This window comes from Streptomyces sp. NPDC032126, assembly GCF_055580085.1.
The window spans coordinates 262,099-278,382 of sequence record NZ_JBVIMA010000006.1; the positions used below are offsets into that span (position 1 = coordinate 262,099).

The window sequence follows — 16,284 nt, forward strand, 5'->3', positions numbered from 1 at the left end:
GGGCTGTGGAACAGCAGCCCACCGCCGAACCGCGCGGCACCGTCGAGGCCGGCGTCGACAGCGCCGTGGAGACCCTCTTCCGTCTGGAGTTCCCCCGCGTCGTCGCCGCCGTCACGCGGATCGTGCGGGATGTCGGCATAGCGGAGGAGCTGGCGCAGGACGCCCTCGTCGCCGCGATGGAGCAGTGGCCGCGCGACGGTGTCCCGGAGAATCCGGGCGCCTGGCTCACGACCGCCGCCAGGCGCCGCGCCGTGGACCTGGTCCGGCGCCGCGAGAACTACGCCCGCAAGCTCGCCGAGATCGGCCGCCGGCTCCCCGAGTCGGAGCCCTTCGAGGAGCCGTCCGACCCGGACGACATCGAGGACGACCTGCTCCGCCTGGTCTTCACCGCCTGCCACCCCGTGCTGTCCCCGGAGGCGCGCACCGCGCTCACCCTGCGGCTGCTCGGCGGCCTCACCACGGCGGAGATCGCCCGCGCCTACCTGGTCCCCGAGCCGACGGTCGCCCAGCGGATCGTCCGCGCCAAGCGCACCCTCGCGGCGCGCGATGTCGCCTTCGAGGTCCCCTACGGCCCCGACCGCGAGGCCCGCCTCGGCTCGGTCCTGGACGTCATCTACCTGATCTTCAACGAGGGGTACGCGGCGACGGCGGGCGACGACCTGCTGCGGCCGGCGCTGTGCGAGGACGCGCTGCGGCTGGCGCGCCGGCTCCAGGGTCTGATGCCCAAGGAGCCCGAGGTGCACGCCCTCGCGTCCCTGCTGGAGTTCCAGGCGTCCCGCACCGCCGCCCGCACCGGCCCCGACGGCACGCCCGTCCTCCTCAAGGACCAGAACCGCCGTCGCTGGAACCGGCTGCTCATCGCGCGGGGCGTGGACGCGCTGGCCCGCGCCGAGGCCACGAGCACGGGCGGGGCGCGCGGCCCGTACCTCCTCCAGGCTGCCATCGCCGCCTGCCACGCGCACGCGTACACGTACGAGGAGACCGACTGGACCGCCATCGCCACGCTGTACGGGCTCCTGGCGGCCCGGACGCCGTCGCCCGTGGTCGAGCTGAACCGCGCGGTGGCCGTGTCGATGGTGGAGGGTCCCGGGCGCGCCCTGGAGATCGTGGACGGCGTGGCCGCCGAACCGGCCCTGCGGGACTACCACCTGGTGCCGAGCGTGCGGGGCGATCTGCTGCTCAGACTCGGGCGGAACGCCGAGGCGCGGGCGGAGTTCGAACGGGCGGCGGAGCTGACGGGCAACGCGCCGGAGCGACAGCTGCTACGGGCCCGGGCGGCGGAGTGCGGGTCGGAGCGCGAGCCACGGTGAGAACGGTGTCCAACTGGCTGAATGGGGACACCTGTTCGTCGTAATTCTGTTCACTTCTGTGTTCCTTGGGGCACTAGAGTGAGCCGATCCGCTGTGCGACGGCTGTGCGGTCGGTGGGGGGGACCCCGGTGGGGACGACGCCGACCCGGCCCGCGCGCGGCTCCGACGACATCATGTGATCCCCGGGGGTCGACAACTTGAGACTCTTCACGCGCCGCCACGCCGCGGCGCTCGCCACCACGGCGGTCCTCGCCACCGTGGGCACCCTCGCCACCGCACCCGGCGCCGCCGCCGACGACGCCGGCCCCTGGCCCGGCACCGAGGGCCGGATCCTCAACGACGGCGGACTGACGATCGACCCGGCCACGGGCCAGGCCGCCACCATCCCCAACGTGGGGAGCTACGCGACCTGGGCACCCGACGGCAGCCGCGTGCTCAGCGTGTCGGGCCAGATCTACAGCGCCCTGCCCGACGGCACCAAGCGGTTCGCCCTGCCCTGGGCGACGGGCCTGCGCACCAGCGCCCCCTACGAGGACCTGACGCTCTGGCCCCGGGGCCGTTACGTCGTCTTCGCCAGCGGCGGTCAGCTCGTCTACGGCCCGACCGACGGCTCGTGGGCGCCCGAACCGCTGCTGCCCGCGAGCCTGGAGCCGGCCAGTGTCTGCGACTCCGAGCCGAGCGTGAACCCCGACGGGCTGGTCGCCCTGGAGCGCCGGGTCGGCGGCTGCGACGCGGCCGCCGGGGTGTACGTCTACGACGGCGCCGCGCGGACGGTCAAGCAGGTCCTGCCCGACGCCGAGCAGCCCGCCTGGTCGCCCGACGGCACCAAGCTGGCGTTCGTCCGCAAGGACGCCGACGGCAATCCGCAGATCTTCACGGCGCGGGCCGACGGCACCGACGTCAAGCAGCTCACCACCGGCCCGCGCCGGTACGACAACCCGTCCTGGTCGCCCACCGGCAAGCGCATCGCCTTCGACGCCCACACCTCGCCGAACAGCGACGACGTGCACACCGTCGAGTACGTCGACACCACGACCGGCGTGCTGACCCCGGTCACGGACGCGACGCGGAGCACCTCGGTCGGCCACCCCAACTGGCAGCCGCTGCGCAACAACGGCACGGGGCGGATCTGGGGCGCCAACCAGTACCTCACCAACACCGCCTCCTCCCGCTGGACCTGGAACACCATCGGGTCGAGCGTGCCCGGCCTGCTGGACGCCAAGTCCGCGGTGCTGGTCAACCAGGACGACCCGGCGTACGCCGTCACCGCGCCCGCCCTGGCCGGCCGGAAGGAGGGGCCGGTCCTGATGACCCAGAAGACCGGCCTGTCCTCGGCGACGAAGAACGAGCTGAAGCGCACGCTGAGGCCGGGCAAGCCCGTGTACCTGGTCGGCGGCACCGCCGTCCTCGACAACACGGTCTTCAACCAGGTGAAGGCGCTCGGCTACGTCCCCGTCCGACTGTCCGGCGCGGACCGTTACGCGGTCTCGGTCTCGGTGGCGAAGACCATCAGCTCCGCCCCGAAGTACGTCTTCCTGGCCGGCGGCACCGAGTACCGCGCGGCCCTGTCGGCGGCGGCCGCGGCCGGCTCCGACGGCGCCGCCAGCGCGGGCGGTGTCGTCCTCACCAACGGCACCAAGCTCACCGCGTCCGTGCAGGCGTACCTCAACAGCCTCGACCCCAACAAGACCATGATCATCACGGTGGGTGCGGCGGCGAAGTACGCGCTCACCCACACGGGTTACCCGCGCTGGCCGTCGACGTACTCGTACTACCCGATCTCGGGCACCACGGACGGGTCGATCTCGGTGGCCATCGCCAACTTCTGGTGGGGCGCGCCGAACCAGGCCGCCCTCGCCTACTCCGGCGCGTGGCGTGACGGCGTGTCGGCCGCCGGGGCGTTCAACGTCTTCGGGCCCCTGCTGTGGACCACCAGTGCGAGCGTGGTCCAGCCCGAGGTCAGGGACTACCTCCGGCGCGAATCCGCGAGCCTCAACTTCCTCGCGGCCTTCGGCCCGAACGCCTCGATCTCCCCGGCGGAGCTGAGCGCGGCCGGTACGGCGATCAGCGCGGGCAGCGCCTACGTCTCCTACCGGCCGTACTACAACGGCGTGATCCCGACGACCGCGCAGACGAGCACGTTCGCGCTGCGCGCCGGCGGCGACGCCGACAGCGGGACGGGCGCCCTGCCGCCGCGCTCCGGCCCGGTCGCCGCCGAGCGGAACCTGGCCCCGCTCAGGACGGTCCAGCACCAGTAACGGCAGCCTCTCGCACCCCCCTTCGGCGTTCTGTCGGAGGGGGGTGCTAGCTTTCCCCCGACCATACAAATTTCATAAGATTTTCATGATGCGGGGGAACTGAATCATGAGGACGCGTGCGCGTATGCGCGGCGTCGGGGGAACCATCGCGCTCGCGATGAGTTCCGCGCTGGCGGTCGGGCTGCTGCCCGGAACCGCGGCGGCGTCTCAACCCGAGACGAGACCGAACGCACCCAAGGCACAGGCCGGTTCGGCGCCAACGCCCTTGACCGAGGCGGAAGCGCGGGCCGAGGCCCGAAGGACCGGAAAGAACGTGGAGGTCGCCGCGCTGCGCGGCGAGAGCCGCGATGTCTTCGTCACCCCGGAGGGGGATCTGGAGGCGCGGGAGTACCTGCGTCCCGTCCGGACCCGGATCGCCGGGGAATGGAAGCCGGTGGACACCGACCTCGCCAGGACCGGTGAGGGCACGGTCGCCCCGAAGGCCACCACCGTCGAACTGGAGTTCTCCGGCGGCGGAGAGGGCACCCCGCTGGTCCGGATGACCAGGGCCGGGCGCGAACTGGCGCTCACCTGGCCGGGCCGGCTGCCCGTACCCGAACTGAGCGGGGACACGGCGACGTACCGCGATGTCCTGCCGGACGTCGATCTGCGGATGGGCGCCCAGGAGGACGGCTTCACCCAGCTGCTCGTGGTCAACACCGCCGAGGCGGCGGCCAATCCGGAGCTGGCGAAGCTGCGGCTGAAGCTGGCCGCGGACGGCATGGACGTCCGTCAGGCGGGCGGCGGCGGACTGGCCGCGGTCGACAAGGGCGCCGGAAACCCGGTGTTCGAGGCGCCGAAGCCGCTGATGTGGGACTCCAGCGACGAGAAGCCCTCCGCGAAGGCGCCCCAGTCCCAGAAGACCGCGCAGTCCCAGAAGGCGGGTGCTCTCGCCGCCGCTCCGGCCGGGCCCGCCCCGGTCGGCGCCGGTGACGCGGCGCCCGGTCCCGGCGAGTCCGCCAAGGTGGCCCCGGTCGGCGTCGAACTCCCGGCGAGCGGCCGTGAGCTGGTCCTGACCCCGGACCCGGCGGTGCTGAAGGGCAAGGGCACCCAGTACCCGGTGTTCATCGACCCGCAGTGGTACTCGCCGCGCGCCGCCGCCTGGACGATGGCCTCGGAGTACTGGGCGTCGGCCCCGCAGTGGAAGTTCAACGGCAAGTCGGACGCCGGCCTCGGCTACTGCGGCTGGGACTACTGCGCCCCCTTCGACACCAAGCGGCTCTTCTACCGCGTGCCCACCTCGACCTTCGCGGGCCGGACGATCCTGTCGGCGGAGTTCGTGGTCCGCAACACCTGGTCGGCGTCGTGCTCGGCGCGCGAGGTGCAGCTGTGGCGAACGAAGGACATCTCCTCGTCGACGACGTGGAACTCGCAGAACGCCTCCGGCTTCTGGATCAAGAAGCTGACGACCGAGTCGTTCGCGCACGGCTTCTCCGGCTGCGCCGCGAAGGACGCCGAGTTCGACGTGAAGTCGGCGGTCCAGGAGGCCGCGAACGGCAAGTGGTCGACCATGACCTTCGGGCTGCGGGCCTCCAGCGAGAGCGACCGGTACGGCTGGAAGCGCTTCTCGGACAAGGGCTTCCTGCGGGTGAAGTACAACCGCCCGCCGGGCCAGGTGAAGATGTCGCAGCTGGCCATGGAGTACGGCGGCACCTGCAAGCGCCCCGACGGCGCGGCCCGCGTGCGCACCCTGGGCAAGATCTACGCCAACGGGATCACCGACCCCGACTCCGACAACATCGCCGTCGAGTTCCAGGCGGCGTGGGACACCGGTGACGGCAAGGGCAGCGTGGCCCGCTGGAAGCCGGCCCGGACCGGATACAAGAAGTCCGGCTCGAACTTCGCCCTCACACTGCCGACGTCCATCCCGAAGAACAAGCAGGTCAACTGGTACGTGCGGTCGTACGACGGGGCGCAGTACTCGCCGTGGTCGTACGCCGGTGACCCGACCGGCTGCTACTTCGTGTACGACACGAGCGTGCCCCGGGCCCCCGGGATCGCCTCCGGCCACTACCCGGCCTCGGACCCCGACGACCCGGACGACCCCTGGTACGACGGCGTGGGCCAGTACGGCACGTTCTCCGTCGACTCGCCGGAGACGGACGTCGTCCGCTACCGCTACGGGTTCAACACCGACCCGTCCGGCTCGCACCAGATCACCACGAGCGGCGGCGCGGCCAAGTCCGTGGAACTGCTGCCGGCCAAGCCGGGCCTGAACTTCGTCACCGCCCAGGCGTTCGACCAGGCCGGCAACGGCTCGGAGATCCGCACCTACCAGTTCCGGGTGAAGGCCGGCCAGCCCGAGCGGGCTGTGTGGCAGCTCGACGAGGCCGCCGGCGCCGACCGCGCCGCCGGGGTCACCCCGCCGCGGACCGTGCAGCTGCACGGCGGCGCCACGCTCGGCGCCGAGGGCAAGAAGGGCACCGCCCTGCATCTGGACGGCACGTCCGGATACGCCGCGTCCGACCTCACCGTCGTGGACACCTCGGAGAGCTTCTCCGTCGCGGCCTGGGCGCGGCTCGACAAGATGCCCGGCACCGCGGCGATCATCGCCGCCCAGCCGGGCAACCACTCGCCGGGCTTCGAGCTGTACTACTCCCAGTCCTACGACCGCTGGGTGTTCAACCAGTACACCTCCGACACGGCCGGGGCCTCCATCGCCCGCGCCATGGCCACCGCGCCCGGTGACGCCAAGGCGGGGGAGTGGACCCACCTGGTGGGCGTGTACGACGGCAAGGCCAAGCAGCTGCGGCTGTACGTCAACGGCAAACTCGCCGGCTCCACCGCGTACACCACCGCCTGGGAGGCCCGCCGAGGGCTCCAGCTGGGCGCCGGCAACTACAACGGCACCCCCAGCTCCTTCTTCCCCGGCACCATCGACGATCTGCGGATCTTCGACCGGGCCGTCAGCGCCGCCGAGGCCGCCCAGCTCCAGCAGGGCCAGGAGCTCACCAGCGGCCGCCCGGCCCGCGCCGTCCTGCCGCTGGACGAGGAGGCGGCCGCCACGGAGACCACCGGTCACGCGGCCGACCAGCCCCTCACCCTGCACGGCGGCGCGACCGCCGGCGCACCCGGCGTCGCCGGCGCCGCGCTCACCCTGAACGGCACCGACGGCTACGCCGCCACGGACGGCCCGGTGCTCAACACCGCCCGCTCGTACACCGTTTCGGCCTGGGCGAAGCTCCCCGAGGCGGGCACCACCGGCAACCGCACGGTGCTCAGCCAGAGCGGCACCTACTACAGCCCGTTCTATCTGTCGTACGAGTCGGCGGAGAAGACCTGGACCCTGCGCACCTCGCAGGCGGACGTCCAGGCGGGCAACATCACCGAGCAGCGCGTGGTCGCCAAGCAGCCCGCGCGGCTCGGCGAGTGGGCCCACCTGGTGGCCGTCCACGACGCCACCGCCCAGCAGATCCGGCTCTACGTCAACGGGCAGCTCCAGGGCACCGACACGGCGCCCAAGACCTGGGAGGCCCAGGGCGGCGTGCAGGTCGGCCGCACCATCTGGACCGGCAAGTACGGCGACTACTTCCCCGGCAGCATCGACGAGGTGCGCCTCTTCGACCGGCCGGTCGCCGACGACGAGGTCCGCCAGATGTTCCAGCAGCGGCCCCTGGTCAAGAGCCGGTGGAACTTCGAGGAGACCACCGGCACCGGCACGGTCACCTCGCCGAACGCCGTGACCGGCGGCAGCGCGCTCACCCTGAACGGCGGGGCGAAGAAGGCGGACTCCGCGTTCATCGGCGACGGCAGCCTGGAGCTCGACGGCGTCGGCGACTACGCCGCCACCAGCGCCCTCCCGGTCGACACGGCCGCCAGCTACACCGTCACCGCGTGGGCCAAGGCGGCGGCACTGCCGCAGAGCGGGGTCTCCCTGCTGAGCGCCGAGGGCACCACGCAGAGCGCCTTCGACGTCCGCTTCGTACCGGACACCGCGCACCCGGACGGCCTCGGCCGCTGGGAGCTGACGGTGCGGGACAAGGACGGCACGGACGCCACGGCCGTACGCGTCGCCAACACCGAGTTCTTCGACGCGCGCGAGTGGAACCACCTGGCGGTCGTCTACGACGGCTTCGCCAAGCAGGCCCGCCTGTACGTCAACGGCACGCTCCAGCTGGTCTCCTGCGGCGACGCCGACGGCGACGGCGAGAACGACGGCAACTGCGACGCGCCGGAGTCCTGGGCGGACAACGCGCTGGCCTTCAAGGCGACCAAGTCCCTCCAGGTCGGCCGCGCCAAGACCGACGGGACCTGGGGCGCGTACTTCCCCGGGCAGGTCGACGACGTCTGGACCTTCCAGGGCGCCCTGAGCGACGCCCAGGTCGAGAAGCTCGCCAGCACCTGGTTCGACCTGCCGACCGAGGTGCCGGGCGGCACTGCCTGAGCCCGTAGCTCACCTCTCTCCTTCTCTTACGGCCCGCCCCCGCGGGGGCGGGCCGACACCCCTTACGAGGACTTCACTCACCCATGTCCAGAACATCCCGATCGCGACTGCGTACAGCGGTCCGACGAAGGGTGGCGCTGACCCTGTCCGCCGTCATGGTGGGCACGGTGTTGCAGACAGCCGCCGCAGCAGCACTCCCGGGTGCCGGGCACGAACTGCCCGGTCTCCCCTCGGCCGAGAAGCCCGTCAAGGGCGAGGACATCCGCACGGGCGAGCCCCGCGCCGCCGCCAAGGGTCCGAGGACACCCCAGCGCAAGCCGAGGGCCGCCTGGCCCGCGGAGGGCGCGGCCCTGGTCGATGTGACGGCCCCCGCCTCGGGGAAGCGGTCCCTCAAGAGCACCACCACCCCGGCACAGCCCGTCTCCGCCCGCGTCCTCGGCCACTCCGCCGCGCAGCGCGCCGGCGTCGACGGCGTGCTCTTCACCCTGCAGGCAGGAGCCGGCAAGCCCGGCACGGTCGACGCGAAGCTCGACTACTCCTCCTTCGCCGAGGCGTTCGGCGGCGGCTTCGGCTCCCGGCTCACGCTGGTCGAACTGCCCGCGTGCGCCCTGGACAAGAAGCCCGCGGCGAAGTGCCGTACCGCGAAGCCGGTCGAGACGGTCAACGACACCGAGCACCGCACCCTGACCGCGCCGAAGCTGGCCCTGCGCCCCTCCGGCCGGACGCTCCTCGCGGCCGTCGCCGCCGCCGGGGAGACCGCCGGCAAGGGCGACTACAGCGCCACCCAGCTGTCGCCGTCCGCGACCTGGGACACCAACCTCAACACCGGTGACTTCACCTGGTCGTACGACATCCCGGTGCCCGAGGTCCCCGGCGGCCTCGCCCCGGACCTCGGCCTGTCCTACAACTCGGGGCGGATCGACGGGCAGACCGGCACCACCAACAACCAGTCCTCGTGGGTCGGCGACGGCTTCGACCTGTGGTCCGGCTTCATCGAGCGCCGCTACAAGCCCTGCTACGACGACGGCGTCAAGAACGCCGACGGCAACAAGCCGGGCGACCTGTGCTGGGGCTACGACAACGCGTTCATCACCTTCAACGGCAAGGGCGGCGAACTCGTCCCCGCCGGTGACGACGTGTTCAAGTTCAAGCAGGACGACGGCAGCCGCATCGAGCGCCTGCGCTCCACCGACCGGGGCAACGGCGACAACGACGGCGAGTACTGGCGCCTGACCGACCCCAACGGCACGCGCTACTACTTCGGCTACAACCGGCTGCCCGGCTGGGCCGACGGCAAGGAGACCACCGACTCCACCTGGACGGTCCCGGTCTTCGGCGACGACTCCGGCGAGCCGTGCCACAAGTCGGCCTTCGCGGACTCCTGGTGCCAGCAGGCCTGGCGCTGGAACCTCGACTACGTCGAGGACCCGCACGGCAACGCCGTGGCCTACTACTACGACCAGGAGAAGAACTCCTACGGCCGCAACCTCAAGGCCAAGGACGACACCCGCTATGTGCGCGGCGGTTCCCTGGACCGCATCGAGTACGGCCTGAAGTCCAACGCGGTCTACGGCACCAAGCCGCTCGCCCAGGTCGACTTCACCACCTCCGAGCGCTGTCTGCCGGACTCCAAGACCACCTGCGCGGACATCGGCAAGGACGCCTTCTACTGGTACGACACGCCGTGGGACCTCAACTGCGACGAGGGCAAGGAATGTGACAAGGGACGCTTCTCCCCGGTGTTCTTCACCCGGAAGCGGCTGACCGGCGTCACCACCGAGATCCTCAAGGGCGACACCCTCACCAAGGTCGACTCCTGGGCGCTGGGCCACCGCTGGGGCCAGGCCGACATCGACTACCAGCTGCTGCTGGACTCCATCCAGCACACCGGCCACACGGCCACCCCGGCGATCACCCTGCCGAAGACGAGCTTCACCTACACCCAGCTCGCCAACCGCCTGGACAAGATCGGCGACGGCTACGCCCCGTTCATCAAGGCGCGGCTGTCCACCGTCACCGACGAGTACGGCGGCCAGGTCGACGTCAACTACTCGGCTCCCGCGTGCAGTTGGGACGATCTGCCGACCCCGGAGAAGAACACCACCCGCTGCTACCCGCAGTTCATCGGCGGCAGCACGGACGACGCGCCGGAGCGGCAGTGGTTCAACAAGTACGTCGTCACCTCCACGACCACGACCGACCGCACCGGCGGCGCCCCCGACGGGGTGACCAGCTACGAGTACCTGGGCGGCGCGGCCTGGCACTACGACGATGACGACGGCCTGACCCGGCAGAAGCACCGGACGTGGTCGCAGTGGCGCGGCTACGGCCAGGTCCGGGTGAAGTCCGGCGGCCAGGGCGGCGGCTCGGCGCTCAAGACCCAGCAGGACACCTACTTCCTGCGCGGCATGGACGGCGACCGCGAGTCCGCCTCCGGTGGCACGAAGAACGTCTCCGTGTCCCTCGGCAGCGGCGAGGGCGACCCGATCACCGACCACGAGTCGGCGGCCGGCTTCGCCTACAAGACCGTCACCTACTCGGGTGTCGACGGAAAGGCCCTGACGAAGACCGTCAGCCGGCCCTGGCACCACGAGACCGCCAAGAAGGTCCGCGACTGGGGCACCGTCACCGCCGATCTCACCGGCACCGCGCGCACCCAGAGCTGGACGTCCCTGGACGGCGGCGCCGGCACCTCCTGGGCCTCGTCGGCGACGGAGACCGCGCACGACACCGTGGCCGGGCGGGCCATCCAGGTCGACGAGCTCGGCGACACCAGCACGCCCGACGACGACCGCTGCACCCGCACCACCTACGCCCCGGGCGGCCTGCTCAACCTCGTCGCGCGGGTGGAGACCGTCACCGGCAACTGCTCCCGCACCCCGGACCGCGCGAAGGACGTCATCTCCGACGTCCGCACCGCCTACGACGGCGGGGAGTACGGCGACACCCCGACCAAGGGCGACGCCACCGCCTCCGCGACGCTCAAGAGCCACGACGGCACCAAGGCCGTCTACGTGGAGTCCAAGGCGACCTTCGACTCCTACGGCCGGCGTCTGACCACCACCGATCTGACCGCCGACGTGTCGGTCACCGGCACCGGCAAGCCCGTGCGCACCGCCCGCAAGGACGGCCGTACGACGACCACCGGTTACACGCCCACCGCCGGCATCCCCACCAAGATCACCGAGACCAGCCCGCCCGCCACCCCGGGTGTCGCCGCGACGGCACAGACCACGGTGACGGAGTTCGAGGCGCTGCGCGGCCGCCCGGCCGCCCAGGTCGACCCCAACGGCAAGCGCTCCGAGTTCACGTATGACGCCCTCGGCAGGTCGAGCAAGATCTGGCTCGCCGACCGGCGCACCAGCCAGACCCCGAACTACGAGTTCACGTACTTCGTCGACGAGGGCAAGCCGGTCGCCATCCGCACCCAGACCCTCGACAACAACGGCGGCCAGCGCGCCTCGTACGACCTGTACGACGGTTTCCTGCGGGAGCGTCAGACCCAGGAGCCGGGCCCGGCCGGCGGCCGTCTCCTCACGGACGTCTTCTACGACGAGCGCGGTCTGACCGCGAAGACGTTCGCGCCCTACTACAACGACGAGGCCGCCCCGAACCGCGCCCTGTTCAAGCCGGCCGACGCGCTCACCGTCGAGACCCAGACCCGGCACACCTACGACGGGCTCGGCCGCGAGACCGAGACCCGCAACATCGCCGGCAACGGCGACGGCGGCGCCGTTCTCTCCATCACCCGGAAGATCTACGGCGGCGACCGCACCACGGTGATCCCGCCGGAGGGCGGCACCGCCACCACCGCGATCGCCGACGCCCGCGGCCTGGTCACCGAGCTGCGCCAGCACCACGCCCGCAGCCCCGAGGCCGCGTACGACAGCACCAAGTACACGTACACCTCGCGCGGCCAGCTGGAGACGGTCACCGACCCGGCCGGCAACACCTGGCGCTACGGCTACGACCTGCTCGGCCACGAGACCAGCGTGACGGACCCCGACCGGGGCAAGACCGTCAAGCACTACGACGACCGCGGTCTGCTCACCGACACCCTGGACGCCCGCGGCACCGCCCTGTTCCACGTCTACGACGGCCTCGACCGCCAGACCGAGCTGCGCGAGGGCTCCGCGACGGGCACGCTGCGCGCCCAGTGGACGTACGACACCGTCAGCGGCGCCAAGGGCCTGCTCGCCGAGTCCACCCGCTACGTCGACGGAGCGGCGTACACCTCCAAGGTCACCCAGTACGACCGCCTGTACCGTCCGATGAAGACGGCCGTGGTCGTCCCCGAGCGTGAGGGCGCCCTCGCGGGCACCTACGAGACCGGCACGTCCTACCTGCCCTCGGGGCTGGTCAAGGGCGTGAGCTGGTCGGCGGCCGGCTCGCTGCCGGGCGGCGGCGCCTCGTACTCGTACGAGCCGGACACGCTGCGGCCCATCTCCCTGCTGGGCGACGGGTTCAAGGCGGACACCAGCTACTCCAAGACCGGCAAGCCGCTCCAGTACCTGATGTCCGGCACGGCCGCCGGCGCCAAGCAGGTCCAGGTCACCAACACCTACGAGTGGGGCACCCAGCGCCTGGAGACCTCACGCGTGGACCGGCAGGACGCGCCCGGCGTCGACCGGTACGACACGTACCACTACGACCAGGCGGGCAACATCCTGTCCGTCTCGGACACCTCCCGCTCCGGCACCGACACCCAGTGCTTCGGCTACGACCACCTCCAGCGCCTGACCGAGGCATGGACGCAGGGCGACAAGACCTGCGCCGCCGCCCCGGCCGGCGGGGTGCTGGGCGGCCCGGCCCCGTACTGGCAGTCCTTCACCTACGACAAGGCGGGCAACCGTCTCACCGACACCCTGCACGACCTCACCGGGGACAGCACCAAGGACACCCGGCGCGACTACGCGTACCCGCCGGCGGGCGGCGCCCATCCGCACGGCCTGAAGTCCGTCACCACCAAGAAGCCCGACGGCACGAGCAGCACCGTCGACTACGGCTACGACAAGACCGGCAACACCGAGACCCGCGGCGGCCAGGTCCTGGACTGGGACGCCGAAGGCCACCTGGCCAAGGTCACCGAGGCCGGAAAGGCCACCGAGTACGTCTACGACGCCGACGGCCGGCGCCTGATCGGACGCACCGGCTCGGCCACCACGCTGTACCTCGGCCACACCGAGGTCACCCTGACCAAGGGCGCGGCGAAGTCGAAGGCCACCCGCTACACCTCGCTCGGCGGCGGCAACCAGGCCGTCACCGCCGACGACGGCACGGTCACCTTCACCCTCGCCGACCACCAGGGCACCGGCGAACTCGCGGTCGGCGCGGCCGATCTGCGACTGACCCAGCGGCGCACGCTGCCCTTCGGCGGCCCGCGCGGCACGGCACCGGCCGGCTGGCCCGGCACCAAGGGCTTCGTCGGCGGCACCGACGACACGTCCGACACCGGCCTGACCCACCTCGGCGCCCGCGAGTACGACCCGGTCACGGGCCGCTTCCTCAGCGTCGACCCGGTGATGGACCTCACGGACCCGCAGCAGCTCAACGGGTACGCGTACGCCGAGAACTCGCCGGTCACCTTCAGCGACCCGAGCGGTCAGTGGAAGTGGCTGGACGACCTCGTCGACAAGGGCAAGCAGGTCGCCCACGGCGCCTGGAACGGCACCGTCGACGGCTACTACGACCTGGCGGAGGGCTTCTACTCCTTCAGCGACACCATGGGCTGGACCCAGGGTGACGCCCAGCGCATCAGGAACGACCGCGCGGGCAAGGGCCTCGTCAGCGTCTACAACACCGTGCGCGGTCCGGAGCACAGCGGCGCCTGGTACAAGATCTCGTACTGGATCGCCAAGTTCCTCGTCCCGTTCATGCCGGGCGCGGGCGGCGTCGGCGCGGAGGCCAAGGCGGTCTCCAAGAGCGGCTCGGCCGCGAAGGCCGTCAGATCGGTGCTCGGCAAGCTGTTCTCCGGTGCCGCGAAGAAGGCGGAACAGCCGAAGGTGGCGCCGCGGGTCGTTCCGGTCCCGCGCGTCAGCACGCGTGGCGTCGGCGGCAAGAGCGCGCCCGCTCTGGAGGTCCAGAAGGCCCCGGCCGGCTGGACCCACGCCGACCGGATGCAGGACGCCTCGTCCCAGGTCGTCGACTTCGCTCTCAAGCACGCCTCGAAGAAGAAGTCGAACAAGACCTACGTCGGTGGCTACAACATCGAGACCGGCGACATCGCCCTCGCCCAGTCGGGCGGCTGCAAGCCCGGTCCCAGCTACTGTGCCGAGGGCAACGTCGTGAACGCGCTGGGCGGTGACCCGACGAAGGTGCGCTTCACCATCGCGTACACCGTGAAGTTCGACACGGGCACGAAGGTGCCCGAGATGAAGCCGGTGTGCCGACAGTGCCAGGTGGACTATGTGTCACCGTTCCAGTTCGAATCGGGTGCCGTTCCCGAAGAGGGCGGCATCTGGTGGCACCAGTTCTTCTAAGGGGATGAGATCCGTGAACATCATGGAGTTGGAGATCGGTCTGTACGACTGGACCGCGCTCCCGTGCCGTGGCTGCGCGTCCGCGGAGCACGTTCCCGGGGAACTGCTGCGGATGGCCCGCGCGCAGACGCGGGAGGAGGCCAAGCCGCGGAACATCGAGTTCCATGTGCTGCAGGAGGGCTGGGCGACGCCTACGGTCGTCCCCGTCGCCCGGGTACTGATGGCCGGTCTGGCGGATCGGAACATCCCGCCGGCCGCCCGGAACCAGTTCCTGGACCTCCTCTGGTCGTTCGTCATCGTGGACGACGACGACCTCGCCGAGGCGTGCAAGGACGCGGTACGGGCCGGACTCTGGTCGCTGTACGAGGAGATCCTGTCCGGCGCGTCCCAGGGCAGCGCCCTCCTCGCGTACTGGCTCGTGAAGGAGGTCGAGACGGATCCGGCCCGGGTGGAGCGGCTCCTGGCGGAAGCCAGGCACCTCCTGCCGGAGGACCTCTACGAGGACGACTGACGGCCTGATCGGCGTCAGACGGTGGCGGGCGTTCCGACCAGCATGGTCGGGGCGCCCGCCACTCGTGTGAGGAACACCGTCGCCGCGTGCGGCCCCTGCGGCTTGACCTTCTTGCGCAGCTCCTCCGGCTCCACCGCCGAGCCCCGCTTCTTCACGGTCAGCACCCCGACCTCCCGCTCCCGCAGCAGTGCCTTCAACTTCTTCACATTGAAGGGGAGTTGGTCGGTGATCTCGTACGGCGTGGCGTACGGCGTCGGCCGCAGGGCGTCGGCGGTGATGTACGCGATGGTCTCGTCGAGCAGTCCGCCGTCCAGCTGTTCGGCGACGTCGGCGACCAAGTGGGCCCGGATGACGGCGCCGTCGGGCTCGTAGAGGTAGCGGCCGAGGGGGCGGACGGGCGGGTTCGGCAGGCCCGCGCCGAGGAGGGTGCGGGGGCCGGGCAGCAGCGTGGCCCGTACGGCGCCCGGCTCGGTGCCGAACCACAGCACCGCCTCCTTCACATCCCCGCCGTCGGAGATCCACTCGGCCTCCGCCTCGGCGGGGATCACCTCGTGCGGGATACCCGGGGCGATCTTCAGTGCGGCGCGCGGCGCCTTCCGGGCGGTGTCGACCGCCCAGGACAGGGGCGGTGAGTACGCCTCCGGATCGAAGACGCGGCCCCGGCCGCCCCGCCGGGCGGGGTCCACGAAGACGGCGTCGTAACCGGCCGTGTCGACCTCCGTGACATCGGCCTCCCGTACGTCGATGAGGTCCGCGAGGCCGAGCGCCTCGGCGTTGGCCCGCGCGGTCGCCGCGGTCACCGGGTCGCGGTCCACGGCGAGGACGCGGATGCCGGCCCGGGCGAGGGCGATGGCGTCGCCGCCGATCCCGCAGCACAGGTCGGCGACCGAGGCCACACCGAGGGACCTCAGCCGCTCGGCGCGGTACGTGGCGACACTCGCCCGGGTCGACTGCTCGACCCCGTTCGGCGTGAAGAACATCCGCTCGGCGTCCCCGGCACCGAACTTCGCCACCGCCCGCTGCCGCAGCCGCGCCTGCCCGAGGGCCGCGGAGACGAGTCCGGCGGGATGGTCACGGCGCAGCCGGGTGGCGACGGCCAGCTCGTCGGCGGGGCTGGTGCCCCGCACCTCGTCGAGCAGGACACGGCCCTCATCGGTCAACAGGGAATCGAGGTCGTTCACGGGGCCATTGTCAGCCAGCCGCCGCTGCTACGGGACGCCGACCGGGGTTGGGCCCGGGTGTTGGTGGGTGTGGGGGGGGCGGTTGCCGGGGCTCGGCCCGGCGGGCGCCGGGGGCGGGCTGG

General features: G+C 71.6%; 6 protein-coding genes. 5 read left to right on the top strand and 1 reads right to left on the bottom strand.

The annotated features are described in order from the left end of the window. Positions 1-5 precede the first annotated feature (5 nt). The 5 genes from ACZ5NW_RS23670 (at position 6) to ACZ5NW_RS23690 (ending at position 14,981) form a co-directional block, all read left to right on the top strand. Positions 6-1,310 carry an RNA polymerase sigma factor gene (locus tag ACZ5NW_RS23670; protein ID WP_468745865.1) on the top strand — a complete coding sequence of 435 codons (1,305 nt, stop codon included), beginning with the start codon at positions 6-8 and terminating at the stop codon, positions 1,308-1,310. 197 nt (positions 1,311-1,507) lie between these two features. Further along, a complete protein-coding gene (locus tag ACZ5NW_RS23675) occupies positions 1,508-3,568 on the top strand; it encodes a cell wall-binding repeat-containing protein (protein WP_468745866.1) in 2,061 nt (686 codons plus the stop codon). A gap of 106 nt (positions 3,569-3,674) precedes the next feature. Beyond that, the gene (locus ACZ5NW_RS23680; protein ID WP_468745867.1) at positions 3,675-7,991 is read left to right on the top strand and encodes a LamG-like jellyroll fold domain-containing protein; all 4,317 of its coding nucleotides are present in this window, start codon (positions 3,675-3,677) and stop codon (positions 7,989-7,991) included. A 155-nt stretch (positions 7,992-8,146) separates the two neighbouring features. Then, entirely contained in the window at positions 8,147-14,470 is a 6,324-nt protein-coding gene (locus ACZ5NW_RS23685; RefSeq protein ID WP_468746168.1) for an RHS repeat-associated core domain-containing protein, read from the top strand. Positions 14,471-14,474: 4 nt separating this feature from the next. Next, on the top strand, positions 14,475-14,981 hold the full coding sequence (locus ACZ5NW_RS23690) for a hypothetical protein (protein WP_468745868.1): 507 nt from the start codon (positions 14,475-14,477) through the stop codon (positions 14,979-14,981). A gap of 14 nt (positions 14,982-14,995) precedes the next feature. Here the strand turns inward: ACZ5NW_RS23690 and ACZ5NW_RS23695 are convergent, their stop codons facing one another. Continuing rightward, entirely contained in the window at positions 14,996-16,162 is a 1,167-nt protein-coding gene (locus tag ACZ5NW_RS23695; protein ID WP_468745869.1) for a class I SAM-dependent methyltransferase, read from the bottom strand. Between the last annotated feature and the right edge of the window lie 122 nt (positions 16,163-16,284).